This window comes from Spiroplasma endosymbiont of Zeiraphera isertana (genome assembly GCF_964030805.1).
Taxonomy (GTDB): domain Bacteria; phylum Bacillota_I; class Bacilli_A; order Mycoplasmatales; family VBWQ01; genus Spiroplasma_E.
The window spans coordinates 1,800,500-1,818,326 of sequence record NZ_OZ034965.1 but is presented as its reverse complement, the minus strand read 5'-3'; the positions used below and the strand labels follow the sequence as shown (position 1 = coordinate 1,818,326).

Sequence of the window (17,827 nt, the reverse complement as noted above, 5' to 3'; positions counted from 1 at the left end):
TTTATTCCTCCAATTGTATTTTATTTGAATGTTGTTTACATAATTGACATTCTTTTTTATGTTTTCTAATATGTTTATATTCATATATTAAATAAGGACTTGTAATAATAATTGGAATAGTTATTAAAGTATATTTAATTAATTTTCCATAATTACCTAATTTAGTAATAATATTTAAACCAATATGACCAAACATAGGAAATAAAGTTAATATTAAATGGTCAGGTCAAGTAAAATTATATTCATTAGTATAATTACCTATTCCTATTGATATTGGTATTTTAGGTATTAATCAAGGGGTTATTGTAAAAAATAATGTTATTAACATACCAATAATATGACTAGTTATTTTTAAAATATTTGATATTAAAATTTTTATTTTATCAATATGAGTACTATTTTTATTAAATCAAATCTTATTTAATCTTTTATATTCTTTATTATCTTTACTTAATGGATTAATAGTATTTCATATACCAATTGGTTTAATTGGTTTATCTAATTCAATAATAATTACCACCTACTTTCATGTTTTATAAAAATTAGAATTTCTTTTAATTTTTATATATTTATTTGTATGTAAAGAATTTTTTAATAATTGTTTTCTTTCATATCTTCATTGATTACTTCCAATTTCATTTTTAGATAAAGTTTTATATTCTTTTAATTTAAAAAATCCTTTTTCTAATCTATTAATAAAATTCATAGTTTTTTGTACATTAATATTATTTGGATAAATTACTTTAGTATCTTGTGAACCATAATATTTACCTTTTTTTGCTAATTGACTTTTAACATATTTTCTTAATTCACTTGGTAATCATTTTCTATTTCAAAATTTTCAAAATATAGTTCCAGCACCAGTACCATTTTTACCTTTTGCTTGTGTCATTAATATTCATATTTCTTGTGGAAATGCTGGATAAGTATATGGACCATATCATATTTGTCTTTTATCATTATCACTTTGAAATAATGTTGTTAAAGTTCCAATTTTTAAATTTTTATTATCAACAATAAATTTTCCTTTTTTAAATCATGAACTTGATAATACTTCCCATGCATTATCTGGTATTTCTTCTTCATTTTCTTTAAATAAATTATCAAATTTATTTACATAATTTTTAACTGTTCTAATTTCTGTTGGCATAATAGATTTTTTAAAACTATTTACTGGATTTTTAAATTTACTAATTTCATTTTGTAATATAGTTAATTCACTTGGTTTTAATATACTTATTAATTTTTTAAGTATATTTGGATTTAAAAATGAATAAGGTTGATGTATTTCATTTTCATTAACATTTTCACTATCAAATACTGCTTTTAATGATTGATTTTTATAATAAGTTTTTAAAGCATTTATTAATGCTAATTTAATATCATTACTTGCTAATGCATAATATATTCATTCAATAATTAAAGGGAACATTATAAACTCATATGGTTATAATCTCAATTTAATGAAGCATTATCTAATATTACTTAACTCATATTATCACTACCATATTGACTAGTTGTTTCACTATTAATAGTAAATCTATTATCATTAATTAATCTTGTAGTTTCGTTAGTAAATGTTGTTTCTTGCATTTCTTGATTATTATGTGTAGTTTCCATAGGTAATAAATTATGAATAATTTCACTTGCACCAGCAATAATAGTAGATACTGCATAAGCATTATTAAAATCATTATTTATACCCATAGCAACACCACTACTTATCAAACAACCACCAGTACCCATATTTGCTATTTTACGTATAGTTTCAAATCTATTAGGAATTAATTCTGTAATTCCATTAATAAGATTTGAAATACCATAAGCATTTAAACTAATATATGTATCTCAATCCATTAATTTATTATTTTTTAATAATAAATCTGGAAATGGATTAGGATTTGGATTAATTGAATTATTAATAAATTTAGCATAATTTGCTAATCCAATTGTTCCTAAACCTAATAAGATTTTTTTAGAACTATTAATTAATTTAGTTTTAGTATTTGGTCTTTGATTTAAATTTCAAATATCTAAACCTAATTTTTTACCAAATAATAAACTATTAATTGAACCCAATATTGGATTTGAAATTACTTGACCATAATAAGCACTTGTACCAATCATTGCTGATAAAGGACTTATTGAAGAACGAATTATCTTTAATAAAGTATAATTACTTGATTGTATAGTGATGTCATTTGGCATTTTCATTTACTCCTTTTAATAAATTAGTTTGTTTTTCTATTTTAATAATTACTTTACCTTCACAATGAATATTATCTCCAACACATATAGCATAATTATCATGTACATCACTTACTATAAAATAATCATTTCTTAATTTAGGATATTCATCTAATAAAATTGCTCTAATATCATTACTTGTAGTTAAATCTTCTGGTTTAGCAGAATAAATAGTAATATGTGCTTTTTCATCAAAATATTTATATATAAATTCCATAATTATTTTTTAGTAAATTCTAATTTTACTGTTCCATAATAATCTTTATTATTACCAGAAATAGTAGCACTTGTTGATGTAATATTACTAAATGTTACTTTACCTTTTTCATAACCATTATTACCAATATTTACTATTACAGTTTCTAATTCATCATTAGTAGGAGTAGTTCCTGCCATAGTAATTTTTCCTAAATTTTTATAATAAATTACATCTTGTAAATCTAAAATATTCATATTATCATAATCAGTTGATTGATAAGTTGCATTAATATTAGTTGCATCAACTTTATAATTTTTTGTTCTTGCTTCTTTAATTTCATCTATTGTTGGCATTTTTTCTTGAATTATATACATTAAATTAGGTCTTATTGCTGCTGGTAATGAATATAATGCTTTACCAATAATACGAATATTATCTGTAGCATTATCTAATTTATTTCTTACTTTAGTAAATGAAATAGGCATACCTCACATATATCTGTTATAAACTACTCCAAATAACTCTAATAATTTATAATCTTTTTCTAAATGCATACCAGAAACAGTATCATGTATAAAATCTTGTTCTAAATAAAAACTTTCATAAAATTCCATACCCATAATTTGATTTGTATATCTTTTACCAGTTGCTAAAGTATTTGCAGCAATTTGTCCATAATTTAATAATGTAAATGCTTTTGCTAAATTAAAACTACTATCAATACCACAAGCACCAGTTAAATCTGCTTTATTAATACCAACTGTAATATCATCTACTTTTTTAATTAATTTATTATTTTTTTCTCCAATTGTATAATATGCATTTAATGCTTGTTCTTTAGTCATATTATTTAAATTTAAAGGTAATACTAATGATTTAGCAATTGCATAATCTTTTGTACCTTGTAAAAATATTAATTCAAAATTTTCTCTTAAATTTCTCATAAATGAACTTGTTCAATTTGAAACAATTTGTGTTGCTACATTTGCTGGTGAAGTCATAAATCTTTCAATATCAAATTCTGGAATATTAAAATCAATTGTTAATTCTTTATCAATAATTAATGTTGTTGTTTTAACTGTTCCTTTTTGTCTTTTAGTACCAGTAAATTCATCTCATGTTGAACCTCATAATACACGAACAGTTGCTCTATATATTGCCATTGCTACACCACTAATATTTGCTATTTGGTCAGCAGTAACAGTATTTCTCATAAATAAAGTACTTAATTCAGCAGTTAATTCACCACGAACTTGTGCTTCAAGTACACTTAAAACAGCATTTTCAGTAGGTGAATTACCACCAATAATAAATGCTTTAGGTATTTGTGGAATTGCCATATTTTCCTCTTTCTATTTAATAGATTGAAGTGCATTTCCTCTTGCTAAATTTACAAGTTTTTCTAATTCATTAACATCAGTAATACCTGTAGTTTTTGCTTTTTCATTTAATTTTCTTTCTAATTCTTCTGGATTAATACTATTTGTATGTAAATCTAAAAGAGTTTTAGGATTAAAATCATTTAAATTAGGTTTATTTTCTTGTTTAATAGGTTCTGATGTTTTATCAATTAAAAATTCTTTATAATCTTCATTTATTTTATTAAATGCTTCTTGTTTAGATAAAGATTTATAATTATCAGTACTCATTAAATTTTTAATTAAATTTACTTTTTTAGTATCTTTAATATTAGAAAATAATTGTTGCTCTTCAAAACTATTAATTTTATTTTCATATTCTTTTATTTTTGTTTCATATTCAGTTAATTTAGTTAATTTAGGTTCAATATCTTTTTTACTTTCAGCATATACTACATTTCTATGTTGTTTTAGTAAATTTTTAACATCATCTAAACTATAATTCTCTTTTTCATCAAAAGTAAAATCACTCATACTTTTAATCTCCCTTGTTAATAAAATTTTAATAATTCACTTGGTTAATAGGTCACTTTTATATATGTTAATTTAACATATTCACTTTATTCAATTATATCATTTTTATCTTTTAAAATAAAGCAAAAAAACCTATATTTATTATAGGTTTCTAATCATTATTTTCTATTTTTCTTGGTTCAGAAATATTAATAATTATATTACTTTGTGTGTTATGTTCTTCTAAATTATTTTGTAAATCATCAAATTCTTCTGGATGACATTTTCTTAAATATTCTCATTGATATTTTGGGTCTTTCATAGTATTTCGTAATAAATAATTAGCAATTTTTTGACATGCTTTATCATAATCTTTCAAGAAATTTTGTTGTCATTTTGTCTGGTAGCGTCGGCAATCAAATATATATTTTCTATCAATTCCTAATGCTAAATTTAAACCAGTTTTTGTCATTCTAGTTGGAACATTTTTATTATCTCTAAAATATTCATTTATCTTTTCTTTATAATTACCTAATTCTTTTCTTTTTGCTGGCATATTATCACCTATATTCAATATTTATATACTAATTATAACATTTTCATAAAATCATATTTCACCACTTTAATAATAATTATTACTATAATCATTTCATAAATTAAGAAAGGAAATAATATTATGAATTTTCTTAGTAATGAACTTAATTATGATGAACTTGATAATCAAATTAAAAATAATGGTTTAAATTATTTCACAAATCTATTAAAATCATATGATGATTTTTGACATCAAAATATATATGATAAAACTAAATATAAATATGTTAAAACTGCTCCAAGAAGTCCAAATACTCAATATGGTAAAATTAATGACTTTTATCGTAGATGTTATTTAATATTAGAAACTAATGAATATTATTATCCTTTAGATGATTATATAAAAATTAAAAAAAGAAAAAGGACATTAACTAATTTAGAACATACAATAATAAAAAATTCAGGTAATGGTAAAAGACAATCTGATGTACAAGATATAATAAAAAATAGTAATTTTTCAAAAACATATATGACTAATGTAATGAAAAATGCAATAATAGGAGTTGAAGAAATAAAAGAGAAAAAAATAGTATTACCAACTGAAAAATTATTTATAAATATGGATGATTGTTTTATATCTTCATTATTTAATAATAAAAAGCAAAAAAATCGTATTCGAATAATTAGTGCAAATAAAGGTAAAGATTTAGAAAAGTCTACTAAAAGTAGAAATGTTTTAAAAGATAAAAAAATTACTTATATGAAAACTAAAAATGGTCAAAGAATTAAAAGACAAGAATTAATTGATAAAATTTATGAATTTCTTGATTTACAATATATTTATACTAAAAGTAGTTTAGTATTTATTGGTGATGGTGCGCCTTGAATTAAAACTACTGCTAAAAATGAGAATATTCCTTATGTAATTGATAGACATCATGCATTTAAAGCACTTAAAAAAGGATTTATTTTTAATAGAAAAGTAGATAATAAAAAATTAACAAATGCATATGATTTATTTGTTAATGGTGAATATTATCAATTATTAGATTTTTTAAAAGAAAATAAAGTTGATGAACAAATATATAAATATTTTAAAAATAATAAAGAAGGAGTTATAAATCAAAAAGAAAATTGAAATCAAGGTGTTTGTGCTGAAAGTGATGTTTCACATCTTGTTAAATCTTTAAAAGGATATGGTGCTAAAATTTATAATGATAAAGTACTTGATAATATGCTTATAATTAATTCAGCAAGAATTAATAAATTAAATCTTTTACTTTAAATTGTTAAAATTTAATAAATCTTAAACCTAAATAGTTAGGAATTTTAGTTTTAAAATAATTAAAATGTATACACTAAAAAACTTGTAAAATAATATAAAATAGTATATAATGTAAATACAATTAAATAATTTAATATTGTCTTTTATTTAAAGAAAATTAAATTATAACTATTAACTTTACTCACCCAAAAGTCTCTGACATATTTTTATTTTGTTTTAGGGGTATTTTAAGTCCAGTAAAAGCTTTTTGTCTTTTTAACAAAATGTCTTTTCTATTCTTAAAAACATTATCAATATATGGCTTTAAGATAGCATTAAATGATTTAATATCTCTGTTAATACTTCCTGTATTATCTTTGATTATTTTCTCCATTTGATTATATTCATGATTAACACTTTCTATGTTATCATCTTGATATGAAATAATTTCAAATGATAAACAATTAGAATTCAATCTTACATTTTTATTAGAAAAAAGACCCGAAGCCATAGTAGACTTGGTGCAAAACCTTTAATTTTAACAATTTAACGATTATTATTAATATTAAAGGTGATAGTTATTATGTTGAAAAAATATAAAGATGATCAAGAATTTTATAGTTTAGTCGGCATAAAGCCACAAACATTTTATAAAATGCTTGAAATTTTAAAAATTGCTGAGTCTAAACAAAAATATTATGGTGGTAGAAAAAATAAAATTGTAATTGAAGAGCGTTTATTAATGACTTTAGAATATTGAAAAGACTATAGTAGTTATAGAGTTATTGCAAAAAGATATAATATTAGTCATACTGGTTGCATTCGTAATATTTTTTGAATTGAAAATATTTTAATAAAAAGCGGAATTTTTAATTTACCTGGAAAAAAAGATTTAACAAAAAATAAAGGTACTAATAATAATTTGTTAGCTATTGATGCTACTGAAACTCCAATTGAAAGAATTAAAAAAAACTAAAATTACTTTTTTCAGGTAAAAAGAAACATCATTCTCTCAAATCCCAAATAATTATTGATATTTCCAATGAAAAAATGATTTCAACTGCTTTTTGTTTTGGAAGCATTCATGATTTTAAATTGCTTCTAAAATCTAAAACTTTTATTCATCCAGAAAAACAAGTTTTTGTTGATTCAGGTTATCAAGGTATACAAAATATTCATAAAAATACATTTTTGCCATTTAAAAAAAGTAAATACAATCAATTAACACCAATTCAAAAAGAATACAATAAAACTTTAAGTAAAATTAGAATTAAAATTGAACACGTATTTGCTAAACTAAAACGTTTTAAAATTTTAAGTTTAAAATATCGCAATAAAATACGAAGATTTGCATTAAGATTTAATTTAATAGCAGGAATATATAATTTTGAATTACCTTAGTTTTGCACCAAGTCTAATATAAAAATTATGGATTTTCGATTCGTAAAATAGCAAAAATTGTTGATTATAGTAAATCAACTGTACATAGAGTTTGTAGATTATTAAATAAAAACTTATTGCCATTAGAAATATTGAATCAATTTCAAAAAAATAAACAAAATGCAGGCAGAAAATTAATAATGGAAATTATCCCCACATGTACTGGTGTGGAGGAAAAAATGAATTGAAATGAATTCAATAGCATATTTCAAACTGAAAACGATTGTTTGAAATATATAGCGAAGTTGAAAATAATGAAATGCATCAGGTGTGCTTCTTCTAGTTTGAATACTTCTGATTTGAGAAGAATACGATGTTTGAACTGTAACCAAACATTTAGTATTCTTTATGGAACCATTTTTTATAAGTCACAGACCCAAATGACATCTTGGTTTTATCTCATCTTTAGATGAATAAACACAAAGCATGGCATACCAGCAACCGATGTTGCAAGGGAATTGGGTGTGACCTATAAAACAGCTTGAAGAATGTGTCATGAAATCAGGACTAGAATTGGAAATCAAGATGCAGGTTTCATTGTTGATGGCACAGCACAGATGGATGAAATGTATCTTTCACATTTAGGTTTTAAAAAACAAGGAAGATCCTTGTTGAATAAAACTTTGATTGTTGGAGTTTATGAGAAAACCAGCAACAAACTAATTGTGAAGGTGCTGAAAAATGCAGATGAAAAAAACCTTTTAAGATTTGCATTGAAACACATTTTTACTGAGTGCTGTCTATTTACGGATTCTTGGAAGGGATATGTAAGTTTCAAAAACTTCTATCCCAAACATGAAATCGTAAATCATGAAGTTGGGTATGTGTCACCAACAGGTGTAAACACAAACCAGATTGAATCAGCATGAAAGCACATCCGACGAACTTTCCGAACACACATAAGAGTTTCAAAGCACAATATTCATTTATATGCAAAAGAATCAGCATATAAATTCAATAACATACCTAGTTTTGAAACTGTAATTTTGTGTTTGATTTAAATACATGCGGGGATAATTTCCTAGGTAGGCTTTTATCTCCATTTATGTGATAAAATTTAAAAATAGTACATAAAGGGATAAAAGCCAAATTAAATTTAAATCTATAATAAAATATATTATTTTATTATAGATTTACTTTATTTCTAAATAATTTAGTTGTAAAATTAAATAAGAACTAATACTTGATTTTTTAAATCTCTTTTCATTTATTTAAATTGAAAAAGGATTTATTTTATTTAAAGGTGGTAATCAAGTGGCAAACAAATCATATTATGTTAATGATAACAATCAATTAAAAAATTATAAATTAGAAAAATATAAAATTGATAATGATTTAAAAATTTTATATAAAGTAACAACAACTTATAATGATACTGAACCTAAAATTTTAAAAGCATTACCAATTGAAGAGTTGGATAATAATACTATTGATTCTTTTTTTATGTTGATCAAACAAAATCAATGTGATAATTTTGCTGTATATTATGAAAATAATTATGATATTAAAAAAATTAATGATTTGATTACTAACCAAGAACTAAATTTTACATTTGAACAATTAGATTTTTTAAAGCAATTTTTTATTAGTATTAAAAATGTTGCTATTACTATATTTGATATGCGTATTAAGCCAATTATAAATAATACTGTTGATAGTAATAGTGGTAATAATGGTATTAGTAATACTTTTCAATCTAAACCACGAATTTTAAATTAATATTTTTTTCAAAATAATTTTAGAAAAAAATATCAAAATAAAAACTAAATATTACTTAATTATAATTAGGTTTTACTGATTAAATATTCCCATATTATCATTTTTATCTCATGATCCAATTCTATTTGTAATAATTTTTATACCTTGGCCTTGTGATAAAGTTTTAAAAAATTGATTAATTTCTTCAAAATGTTCAATTATTATTGAAATTGCTGTAGTATAATCTGATTCTAAAATACCACCAGCAAACCCAGTCTCATCTTTTTTAGTAAAATCGATAATAATGTTATAAAATAATTGGCTTTTATCCCTTTATGTACTATTTTTAAATTTTATCACATAAATGGAGATAAAAGCCTACCTAGGAAATTATCCCCGCATGTATTTAAATCAAACACAAAATTACAGTTTCAAAACTAGGTATGTTATTGAATTTATATGCTGATTCTTTTGCATATAAATGAATATTGTGCTTTGAAACTCTTATGTGTGTTCGGAAAGTTCGTCGGATGTGCTTTCATGCTGATTCAATCTGGTTTGTGTTTACACCTGTTGGTGACACATACCCAACTTCATGATTTACGATTTCATGTTTGGGATAGAAGTTTTTGAAACTTACATATCCCTTCCAAGAATCCGTAAATAGACAGCACTCAGTAAAAATGTGTTTCAATGCAAATCTTAAAAGGTTTTTTTTCATCTGCATTTTTCAGCACCTTCACAATTAGTTTGTTGCTGGTTTTCTCATAAACTCCAACAATCAAAGTTTTATTCAACAAGGATCTTCCTTGTTTTTTAAAACCTAAATGTGAAAGATACATTTCATCCATCTGTGCTGTGCCATCAACAATGAAACCTGCATCTTGATTTCAAATTCTAGTCCTGATTTCATGACACATTCTTCAAGTTGTTTTATAGGTCACTCCCAATTCTTTTGCAACATCTGTTGATGGAATTCCATGTTTGGTATTTATTCATCGAAAAATGAGATAAAACCAAGATGTCAAAGGAATTTGTGACCTTGAAAAAATCGTTCCAGAGAGGATACTGAATGTTTGATTACATTTCAAGCATCTTACTCTTTTTAAATCAGAAGTATTCAAAGTAGAACTATAGCACCGTATGCATTTGGTTTCTTTCAACATTGCTATATATTCAAGACATTGTTGTTCGGTTTGAAAAACGTTGTTGAACTAATTAAATTTCATTTGTTCCTCCCACGCGTACATGTGGGGATAATTTCCAATAATTTTTGAAAATTACTTTGATTTTCATCATTAGACTTGGTGCAAAACTAAGGTAATTCAAAATTATATATTCCTGCTATTAAATTAAATCTTAATGCAAATCTTCGTATTTTATTGCGATATTTTAAACTTAAAATTTTAAAACGTTTTAGTTTAGCAAATACGTGTTCAATTTTAATTCTAATTTTACTTAAAGTTTTATTGTATTCTTTTTGAATTGGTGTTAATTGATTGTATTTACTTTTTTTAAATGGCAAAAATGTATTTTTATGAATATTTTGTATACCTTGATAACCCAAATCAACAAAAACTTTTTTTCTGGATGAATAAAAGTTTTAGATTTTAGAAGCAATTTAAAATCATGAATGCTTCCAAAACAAAAATCAGTTGAAATAATTTTTCCATTGGAAATATCAATAATTATTTGGGATTTGAGAGAATGATGTTTATTTTTACCTGAAAAAAGTAATTTTAGTTTTTTTTAATTCTTTCAATTGGAGTTTCAGTAGCATCAATAGCTAACAAATTATTATTAGTACCTTTATTTTTTGTTAAATCTTTTTTTCCAGGTAAATTAAAAATTCCGCTTTTTATTAAAATATTTTCAATTCAAAAAATATTACGAATGCAACTAGTATGACTAATATTATATCTTTTTGCAATAACTCTATAACTACTATAGTCTTTTCAATATTCTAAAGTCATTAATAAACGCTCTTCAATTACAATTTTATTTTTTCTACCACCATAATATTTTTGTTTAGACTCAGCAATTTTTAAAATTTCAAGCATTTTATAAAATGTTTGTGGCTTTATGCCGACTAAACTATAAAATTCTTGATCATCTTTATATTTTTTCAACATAATAACTATCACCTTTAATATTAATAATAATCGTTAAATTGTTAAAATTAAAGGTTTTGCACCAAGTCTAATGGCAAAAATGTATTTTTATGAATATTTTGTATACCTTGATAACCTGAATCAACAAAAACTTGTTTTTCTGGATGAATAAAAGTTTTAGATTTTAGAAGCAATTTAAAATCATGAATGCTTCCAAAACAAAAAGCAGTTGAAATAATTTTTCCATTGGAAATATCAATAATTATTTGGGATTTGAGAGAATGATGTTTCTTTTTACCTGAAAAAAGTAATTTTAGTTTTTTTTAATTCTTTCAATTGGAGTTTCAGTAGCATCAATAGCTAACAAATTATTATTAGTACCTTTATTTTTTGTTAAATCTTTTTTTCCAGGTAAATTAAAAATTCCGCTTTTTATTAAAATATTTTCAATTCAAAAAATATTACGAATGCAACTAGTATGACTAATATTATATCTTTTTGCAATAACTCTATAACTACTATAGTCTTTTCAATATTCTAAAGTCATTAATAAACGCTCTTCAATTACAATTTTATTTTTTCTACCACCATAATATTTTTGTTTAGACTCAGCAATTTTGAAAATTTCAAGCATTTTATAAAATGTTTGTGGCTTTATGCCGACTAAACTATAAAATTCTTGATCATCTTTATATTTTTTCAACATAATAACTATCACCTTTAATATTAATAATAATCGTTAAATTGTTAAAATTAAAGGTTTTGCACCAAGTCTAATAAAACTTTAAGTAAAATTAGAATTAAAATTGAACACGTATTTGCTAAACTAAAACGTTTTAAAATTTTAAGTTTAAAATATCGCAATAAAATACGAAGATTTGCATTAAGATTTAATTTAATAGCAGGAATATATAATTTTGAATTACCTTAGTTTTGCACCAATTCTAATATTGAATATTATTTTTTGTTAATTTATAATTTATTTTTAAAATTAAGATTTATTTAGAATGTATTTTATTATTGTTTTAAGTATAAAATATTTAGAATTTTGAGAAAAGTGTGAAATTGTAGTAAGAATATTAAATTGGAAAGTGTAGTAATGTATCATTAAAAATGATATTAGTTTATTTTACTAATATCATTATTATATGAATAAAACTTTTTAAATTTTAAAGTACTTTTTCTAAATAAATCTTGACTTAATTTTATAGTTAAAAATTTAGATATGCAATAAAAAAATAAAATTAGAAAAATTATTTTAAATAAGCAATTGCTTCAATTTCAATTAATGCATCTTTGGGAATTCTAGCAACTTGAACTGCTGCTCTTGCTGGAGCGTGTGTACCAAATATTTCTTCATAAACTTTATTCATTTCAACAAAGTGATTTAAGTCTTTTAAGAAAATATTCACTTTTACAATAGACTTGGTGCAAAACCTTTAATTTTAACAATTTAACGATTATTATTAATATTAAAGGTGATAGTTATTATGTTGAAAAAATATAAAGATGATCAAGAATTTTATAGTTTAGTCGGCATAAAGCCACAAACATTTTATAAAATGCTTGAAATTTTAAAAATTGCTGAGTCTAAACAAAATATTATGGTGGTAGAAAAAATAAAATTGTAATTGAAGAGCGTTTATTAATGACTTTAGAATATTGAAAAGACTATAGTAGTTATAGAGTTATTGCAAAAAGATATAATATTAGTCATACTAGTTGCATTCGTAATATTTTTTGAATTAAAAATATTTTAATAAAAAGCGGAATTTTTAATTTACCTGGAAAAAAAGATTTAACAAAAAATAAAGGTACTAATAATAATTTGTTAGCTATTGATGCTACTGAAACTCCAATTGAAAGAATTAAAAAAAACTAAAATTACTTTTTTCAGGTAAAAAGAAACATCATTCTCTCAAATCCCAAATAATTATTGATATTTCCAATGGAAAAATTATTTCAAATGCTTTTTGTTTTGGAAGTATTCATGATTTTAAATTGCTTCTAAAATCTAAAACTTTTATTCATCCAGAAAAACAAGTTTTTGTTGATTCAGGTTATCAAGGTATACAAAATATTCATAAAAATACATTTTTGCCATTTAAAAAAAGTAAATACAATCAATTAACACCAATTCAAAAAGAATACAATAAAACTTTAAGTAAAATTAGAATTAAAATTGAACACGTATTTGCTAAACTAAAACGTTTTAAAATTTTAAGTTTAAAATATCGCAATAAAATACGAAGATTTGCATTAAGATTTAATTTAATAGCAGGAATATATAATTTTGAATTACCTTAGTTTTGCACCAAGTCTATTATTTAAAGTAATATTAGCAGCTTCACAAATTGCTTTAATATTTAATAAACTTTGCTTAGTTTGTGAAGAAATGTCAGTGCCAATAAATTCACCTGTTTTACTATTAATTGGTAATTGTCCAGAAATATATAAAAAGTCACCTGCAATTATTGCTTGACTATATGGCCCAATAGCAGCAGGAGCATTAGGCGTATGGATAATATTTTTCATAGTTTATCACTCTTTCTAAAATTATTATGTTTTTGCATCATTGAATATATTAGTAAAATGTAGCGTTATTTTTAAGTTATTTACGTGGTATTAAATAATTAAGGAAATTATCCCCACATGTACTAGTGTGGAGGAAAAAATGAATTGAAATGAATTCAATAGCATATTTCAAACTGAAAACGATTGTTTGAAATATATAGCGAAGTTGAAAATAATGAAATGCATCGGGTGTGCTTCTTCTAGTTTGAATACTTCTGATTTGAGAAGAATACGATGTTTGAACTGTAACCAAACATTTAGTATTCTTTATGGAACCATTTTTTATAAGTCACAGACCCAAATGACATCTTGGTTTTATCTCATCTTTAGATGAATAAACACAAAGCATGGCATACCAGCAACCGATGTTGCAAGGGAATTGGGTGTGACCTATAAAACAGCTTGAAGAATGTGTCATGAAATCAGGACTAGAATTGGAAATCAAGATGCAGGTTTCATTGTTTATGGCACAGCACAGATGGATGAAATGTATCTTTCACATTTAGGTTTTAAAAAACAAGGAAGATCCTTGTTGAATAAAACTTTGATTGTTGGAGTTTATGAGAAAACCAGCAACAAACTAATTGTGAAGGTGCTAAAAAATGCAGATGAAAAAAACCTTTTAAGATTTGCATTGAAACACATTTTTACTGAGTGCTGTCTATTTACGGATTCTTGGAAGGGATATGTAAGTTTCAAAAACTTCTATCCCAAACATGAAATCGTAAATCATGAAGTTGGGTATGTGTCACCAACAGGTGTAAACACAAACCAGATTGAATCAGCATGAAAGCACATCCGACGAACTTTCCGAACACACATAAGAGTTTCAAAGCACAATATTCATTTATATGCAAAAGAATCAGCATATAAATTCAATAACATACCTAGTTTTGAAACTGTAATTTTGTGTTTGATTTAAATACATGCGGGGATAATTTCCTAGGTAGGATTTTATCTCCATTTATGTGATAAAATTTAAAAATAGTACATAAAGGGATAAAAGCCATAATTAATTAGTAATATAAAATTAGCATCATTAATTATTAAAACTTGAACAACTATAAATATATTTTACATGTTTTTCTTTTCGTTTTTTTAATAATTATTTTTCATTAGACTTGGTGCAAAACTAAGGTAATTCAAAATTATATATTCCTGCTATTAAATTAAATCTTAATGCAAATCTTCGTATTTTATTGCGATATTTTAAACTTAAAATTTTAAAACGTTTTAGTTTAGCAAATACGTGTTCAATTTTAATTCTAATTTTACTTAAGGTTTTATTGTATTCTTTTTGAATTGGTGTTAATTGATTGTATTTACTTTTTTTAAATGGCAAACATGTATTTTTATGAATATTTTGTATACCTTGATAACCTGAATCAACAAAAACTTGTTTTTCTGGATGAATAAAAGTTTTAGATTTTAGAAGCAATTTAAAATCATGAATGCTTACAAAACAAAAAGCAGTTGAAATAATTTTTCCATTGGAAATATCAATAATTATTTGGGATTTGAGAGAATGATGTTTCTTTTTACCTGAAAAAAGTAATTTTAGTTTTTTTTAATTATTTCAATTGGAGTTTCAGTAGCATCAATAGCTAACAAATTATTATTAGTACCTTTATTTTTTGTTAAATCTTTTTTTCCAGGTAAATTAAAAATTCCACTTTTTATTAAAATATTTTCAATTCAAAAAATATTACGAATGCAACTAGTATGACTAATATTATATCTTTTTGCAATAACTCTATAACTACTATAGTCTTTTCAATATTCTAAAGTCATTAATAAACGCTCTTCAATTACAATTTTATTTTTTCTACCACCATAATATTTTTGTTTAGACTCAGCAATTTTTAAAATTTCAAGCATTTTATAAAATGTTTGTGGCTTTATGCCGACTAAACTATAAAATTCTTGATCATCTTTATATTTTTTCAACATAATAACTATCACCTTTAATATTAATAATAATCGTTAAATTGTTAAAATTAAAGGTTTTGCACCAAGTCTATTTTAATATTTTTTCATTTTAATTTTAATTAAATATTTATTTAATATTTTATTATCAGTATTGAAAATTAAATTTTATTTTTATTTTTTAACTTTTATAAGTGTAAAAAAAATATTATTCAAATAATTTTATCATTTTTTTAGAAAAAAAATACATTTTATGGTTCGCTTTATAAAATGTTACTATATAATTTGATTACAGACCAGTAACATTTTTAAATTGGTTTGAAGATAACGTAGTTATAATAATATCTATAATAGACATTATAATTATAATTATTAAAACATTAGGAGGAAATTTTTTATGGCAAAAAGTAATTCTAAAACAAAGACAGAAATTATTAAGATAGTGGCGCAAAAGTCTGACGTCACAATTGCCTTAGCGACTAATATTATTGATTTATTTTTTGAAGAGATAAAAGTTGAAGTTGCAAATGGTGGTAAAATTAATATACCAAAATTTGGAATATTTGAAACTATTATTCGTGAAGCAAGAACAGGTCGTAATCCCCAAACTGGTGAATCTATTGTAATTAGTGCTTCTAAAGCACCTAAATTTAAAGCGAGTTCTGAATTTAAAAAACATACTAATCAACAAACAGAAACTTTAGCTTCTTAAATTAAAAATTTTAAAAAATCAAGATAAAATGGATATATAATTTCTAATTTATATCCATTTTGTTCTACTTTTTTATATGTCAGTACTTTTTTTTGAACTTTTAAAAATTTTAATTTTTCTCAAAAAACTAAAAAAAGGCATTATGTTCTGAAAAATAAATAATAACAAAACTAATAGCATTAAGATAAAAAGCATTTTCTAAGTATTCAAGTTGATGTTTTTTAAAATTATTTCATGGTAATGTTAAAGACTTAGTACTTTTTGCTTCAAAACAAAAATATTTACCATGATAAACTCCATGATAATCAACATTACTTTTTTCTTTCAAAATTTTATTGTTTTGATATAAAATTGATGGATTTTGTTTAAAAATTAGTGCTTGTTTTTCATTATTTATAATTTCAATAGTATAATTAATTATAGTTTCAAGAAACATTCCACGGTTAGCATAAAACATTATTTTAATTCCCCCTTACATATAGAATATTACTAACTTTGGAATAGTTTTCCTTTTAATTAAAGGAGGTATAAGTATGAATGTTTGTAAAAAGGATATTATAGATAAAGAATTTACTGTTGATTATAAAGGCTATGATTCTAAAGAAGTAGATTTATTTCTTGATTTAGTAGCTACTAATTATGAAATACTAGAAGAATTTGTAAATAAACTAGAAAAGCAAAATGCAATTTTAGAAAATAATAATTACAAGTTAATTAAAGAAATTGATGTTTTAAAAACACAAATTTTAGTTTTAAAACAAGAAAAACAAAAATTAGAAGAAAAAGGTGTAGAAAATGTTGATATTATTACGAGGTTAAGCAAATTAGAAAGTATTGTACATGAAGAATAAATATGTTACAATTTTTTTCTAAAAGAATAAAAAATGAGCTAATCGCTGCATTAGTATGTAGAGGAAAGTCCACGCTCGCACTTTCTGCGATGAAAGTAATGTTTGTGTTAGAGAAAACAATAACTCTAAGCAGTAATTCTGACGGCTGACAAAAACCTAAGTTTTTTATTAAATAAGGTTCTAGTCTATAAAAGTGTCATAGAGACGAGTTTTAAGGAAACTTAAAAGCTGGAACGAGATAAACCCCACAAGCGAGAAACCCAAATTTAGGTAGGGGCATTGGTTTATTAGAAATGAATAATAAACCGAACTATTGTTTACAATAGTAGATAAATGGTTAGCACTTGCAAGAAGCAAGAACAGAACGTGGCTTATGATTTTTTTATTCTTTTTTTGTATT

Annotated in this window: 27 protein-coding genes, 1 other RNA gene and 4 pseudogenes; 14 read left to right on the top strand and 18 right to left on the bottom strand. The window is 23.4% G+C overall.

The window, feature by feature from the left end; all coding sequences use genetic code 4:
- Window position 1: 1 nt before the first annotated feature.
- From AAHM78_RS12755 to AAHM78_RS12725, 7 genes are all read right to left on the bottom strand, one after another.
- Window positions 2-520, bottom strand: coding sequence for a hypothetical protein (locus tag AAHM78_RS12755; RefSeq protein ID WP_342253424.1), 519 nt, complete (start codon window positions 518-520; stop codon window positions 2-4).
- Complete coding sequence (locus AAHM78_RS12750) at window positions 521-1,432, bottom strand: hypothetical protein (protein WP_342253423.1); 912 nt, start codon at window positions 1,430-1,432, stop codon at window positions 521-523. It abuts the gene before it with no gap.
- 53 nt (window positions 1,433-1,485) lie between these two features.
- Window positions 1,486-2,208 carry a hypothetical protein gene (locus tag AAHM78_RS12745; protein ID WP_342253422.1) on the bottom strand — a complete coding sequence of 241 codons (723 nt, stop codon included), beginning with the start codon at window positions 2,206-2,208 and terminating at the stop codon, window positions 1,486-1,488.
- Complete coding sequence (locus tag AAHM78_RS12740; RefSeq protein WP_342253421.1) at window positions 2,177-2,464, bottom strand: hypothetical protein; 288 nt, start codon at window positions 2,462-2,464, stop codon at window positions 2,177-2,179. Before AAHM78_RS12740 ends, AAHM78_RS12745 begins: the two co-directional genes overlap by 32 nt.
- A 2-nt stretch (window positions 2,465-2,466) precedes the next feature.
- Window positions 2,467-3,786, bottom strand: a complete 1,320-nt coding sequence (locus AAHM78_RS12735; RefSeq protein WP_342253420.1) for a hypothetical protein — start codon at window positions 3,784-3,786, stop codon at window positions 2,467-2,469.
- A 12-nt stretch (window positions 3,787-3,798) separates the two neighbouring features.
- Window positions 3,799-4,338 (bottom strand): hypothetical protein, encoded by a 540-nt coding sequence (locus AAHM78_RS12730; RefSeq protein WP_342253419.1) that lies wholly within the window; start codon window positions 4,336-4,338, stop codon window positions 3,799-3,801.
- A 151-nt stretch (window positions 4,339-4,489) separates the two neighbouring features.
- Window positions 4,490-4,873 carry a hypothetical protein gene (locus AAHM78_RS12725; protein ID WP_342253418.1) on the bottom strand — a complete coding sequence of 128 codons (384 nt, stop codon included), beginning with the start codon at window positions 4,871-4,873 and terminating at the stop codon, window positions 4,490-4,492.
- Between the two features lie 120 nt (window positions 4,874-4,993).
- Between AAHM78_RS12725 and AAHM78_RS12720 the strand changes: the two genes are divergently transcribed.
- Complete coding sequence (locus AAHM78_RS12720) at window positions 4,994-6,136, top strand: Mbov_0401 family ICE element transposase-like protein (RefSeq protein WP_342253417.1); 1,143 nt, start codon at window positions 4,994-4,996, stop codon at window positions 6,134-6,136.
- 157 nt (window positions 6,137-6,293) lie between these two features.
- Here the strand turns inward: AAHM78_RS12720 and AAHM78_RS12715 are convergent, their stop codons facing one another.
- Complete coding sequence (locus tag AAHM78_RS12715) at window positions 6,294-6,626, bottom strand: hypothetical protein (protein ID WP_342253416.1); 333 nt, start codon at window positions 6,624-6,626, stop codon at window positions 6,294-6,296.
- Between the two features lie 72 nt (window positions 6,627-6,698).
- Here AAHM78_RS12715 and AAHM78_RS12710 point away from each other — a divergent pair, with 72 nt between their 5' ends.
- From AAHM78_RS12710 to AAHM78_RS12695, 5 genes and pseudogenes are all read left to right on the top strand, one after another.
- Entirely contained in the window at window positions 6,699-7,091 is a 393-nt protein-coding gene (locus AAHM78_RS12710) for a transposase family protein (RefSeq protein WP_342253415.1), read from the top strand.
- A gap of 50 nt (window positions 7,092-7,141) precedes the next feature.
- Complete coding sequence (locus AAHM78_RS12705) at window positions 7,142-7,516, top strand: transposase family protein (RefSeq protein WP_342255056.1); 375 nt, start codon at window positions 7,142-7,144, stop codon at window positions 7,514-7,516.
- 17 nt (window positions 7,517-7,533) lie between these two features.
- A pseudogene (locus AAHM78_RS17170) lies at window positions 7,534-7,797 on the top strand (helix-turn-helix domain-containing protein); the annotation flags it as partial.
- 42 nt (window positions 7,798-7,839) lie between these two features.
- Complete coding sequence (locus AAHM78_RS12700) at window positions 7,840-8,556, top strand: IS1595 family transposase (protein ID WP_342253235.1); 717 nt, start codon at window positions 7,840-7,842, stop codon at window positions 8,554-8,556.
- A 253-nt stretch (window positions 8,557-8,809) separates the two neighbouring features.
- Window positions 8,810-9,274 (top strand): hypothetical protein, encoded by a 465-nt coding sequence (locus tag AAHM78_RS12695; protein ID WP_342253414.1) that lies wholly within the window; start codon window positions 8,810-8,812, stop codon window positions 9,272-9,274.
- Window positions 9,275-9,659: 385 nt separating this feature from the next.
- Here the strand turns inward: AAHM78_RS12695 and AAHM78_RS12690 are convergent, their stop codons facing one another.
- The 5 genes and pseudogenes from AAHM78_RS12690 to AAHM78_RS12670 all read right to left on the bottom strand — a co-directional run bounded on the left by AAHM78_RS12690 (window position 9,660) and on the right by AAHM78_RS12670 (window position 12,070).
- On the bottom strand, window positions 9,660-9,974 hold the full coding sequence (locus AAHM78_RS12690) for a transposase (RefSeq protein ID WP_342253413.1): 315 nt from the start codon (window positions 9,972-9,974) through the stop codon (window positions 9,660-9,662).
- 594 nt (window positions 9,975-10,568) lie between these two features.
- Window positions 10,569-10,826, bottom strand: a pseudogene (locus tag AAHM78_RS12685) (transposase family protein); the annotation flags it as partial.
- A gap of 166 nt (window positions 10,827-10,992) precedes the next feature.
- Entirely contained in the window at window positions 10,993-11,385 is a 393-nt protein-coding gene (locus AAHM78_RS12680; RefSeq protein ID WP_342252835.1) for a transposase family protein, read from the bottom strand.
- Window positions 11,386-11,432: 47 nt separating this feature from the next.
- Window positions 11,433-11,618 carry a hypothetical protein gene (locus tag AAHM78_RS12675; protein ID WP_342255183.1) on the bottom strand — a complete coding sequence of 62 codons (186 nt, stop codon included), beginning with the start codon at window positions 11,616-11,618 and terminating at the stop codon, window positions 11,433-11,435.
- A 59-nt stretch (window positions 11,619-11,677) separates the two neighbouring features.
- Complete coding sequence (locus AAHM78_RS12670; protein WP_342253412.1) at window positions 11,678-12,070, bottom strand: transposase family protein; 393 nt, start codon at window positions 12,068-12,070, stop codon at window positions 11,678-11,680.
- Window positions 12,071-12,145: 75 nt separating this feature from the next.
- On the opposite strand from AAHM78_RS12670, the pseudogene AAHM78_RS12665 reads away from it, so the two are divergent.
- Window positions 12,146-12,295 (top strand): annotated as a pseudogene (locus AAHM78_RS12665) (transposase); the annotation flags it as partial.
- A gap of 322 nt (window positions 12,296-12,617) precedes the next feature.
- Here AAHM78_RS12665 and AAHM78_RS12660 read toward each other — a convergent pair.
- Window positions 12,618-12,785: pseudogene (locus AAHM78_RS12660) on the bottom strand (Rid family hydrolase); the annotation flags it as partial.
- A gap of 69 nt (window positions 12,786-12,854) precedes the next feature.
- On the opposite strand from AAHM78_RS12660, the gene AAHM78_RS12655 reads away from it, so the two are divergent.
- From AAHM78_RS12655 to AAHM78_RS12645, 3 genes are read left to right on the top strand one after another with little or no spacing between them, the layout of a single operon-like run.
- On the top strand, window positions 12,855-12,995 hold the full coding sequence (locus tag AAHM78_RS12655) for a hypothetical protein (protein WP_342252823.1): 141 nt from the start codon (window positions 12,855-12,857) through the stop codon (window positions 12,993-12,995).
- A gap of 17 nt (window positions 12,996-13,012) precedes the next feature.
- The gene (locus tag AAHM78_RS12650) at window positions 13,013-13,246 is read left to right on the top strand and encodes a transposase family protein (protein ID WP_342252868.1); all 234 of its coding nucleotides are present in this window, start codon (window positions 13,013-13,015) and stop codon (window positions 13,244-13,246) included.
- A 2-nt stretch (window positions 13,247-13,248) separates the two neighbouring features.
- On the top strand, window positions 13,249-13,671 hold the full coding sequence (locus AAHM78_RS12645) for a transposase family protein (protein ID WP_342255182.1): 423 nt from the start codon (window positions 13,249-13,251) through the stop codon (window positions 13,669-13,671).
- On the opposite strand, the gene AAHM78_RS12640 is transcribed toward AAHM78_RS12645, so the two are convergent.
- Window positions 13,663-13,899, bottom strand: coding sequence for a Rid family hydrolase (locus tag AAHM78_RS12640; protein ID WP_342253411.1), 237 nt, complete (start codon window positions 13,897-13,899; stop codon window positions 13,663-13,665). The genes AAHM78_RS12645 and AAHM78_RS12640 overlap by 9 nt on opposite strands.
- Window positions 13,900-14,143: 244 nt before the next feature.
- Between AAHM78_RS12640 and AAHM78_RS12635 the strand changes: the two genes are divergently transcribed.
- Entirely contained in the window at window positions 14,144-14,860 is a 717-nt protein-coding gene (locus tag AAHM78_RS12635; RefSeq protein ID WP_342253410.1) for an IS1595 family transposase, read from the top strand.
- Window positions 14,861-15,070: 210 nt separating this feature from the next.
- Here AAHM78_RS12635 and AAHM78_RS12630 read toward each other — a convergent pair whose 3' ends face one another.
- The gene (locus AAHM78_RS12630; protein ID WP_342255181.1) at window positions 15,071-15,436 is read right to left on the bottom strand and encodes a transposase family protein; all 366 of its coding nucleotides are present in this window, start codon (window positions 15,434-15,436) and stop codon (window positions 15,071-15,073) included.
- 59 nt (window positions 15,437-15,495) lie between these two features.
- A complete protein-coding gene (locus AAHM78_RS12625) occupies window positions 15,496-15,888 on the bottom strand; it encodes a transposase family protein (RefSeq protein ID WP_342253409.1) in 393 nt (130 codons plus the stop codon).
- A gap of 373 nt (window positions 15,889-16,261) precedes the next feature.
- Between AAHM78_RS12625 and AAHM78_RS12620 the strand changes: the two genes are divergently transcribed.
- Complete coding sequence (locus AAHM78_RS12620) at window positions 16,262-16,576, top strand: HU family DNA-binding protein (RefSeq protein ID WP_252320859.1); 315 nt, start codon at window positions 16,262-16,264, stop codon at window positions 16,574-16,576.
- 127 nt (window positions 16,577-16,703) lie between these two features.
- On the opposite strand, the gene AAHM78_RS12615 is transcribed toward AAHM78_RS12620, so the two are convergent.
- Complete coding sequence (locus tag AAHM78_RS12615) at window positions 16,704-17,033, bottom strand: Holliday junction resolvase RecU (protein ID WP_342253408.1); 330 nt, start codon at window positions 17,031-17,033, stop codon at window positions 16,704-16,706.
- A gap of 76 nt (window positions 17,034-17,109) precedes the next feature.
- Here AAHM78_RS12615 and AAHM78_RS12610 point away from each other — a divergent pair, with 76 nt between their 5' ends.
- Together AAHM78_RS12610 and rnpB are read left to right on the top strand one after the other, a co-directional pair.
- Window positions 17,110-17,427 (top strand): DivIVA domain-containing protein, encoded by a 318-nt coding sequence (locus AAHM78_RS12610; RefSeq protein ID WP_342253407.1) that lies wholly within the window; start codon window positions 17,110-17,112, stop codon window positions 17,425-17,427.
- A gap of 29 nt (window positions 17,428-17,456) precedes the next feature.
- An RNA gene (gene rnpB / locus AAHM78_RS12605) (RNase P RNA component class B) lies at window positions 17,457-17,806 on the top strand.
- The last annotated feature ends 21 nt before the right edge of the window (window positions 17,807-17,827 follow it).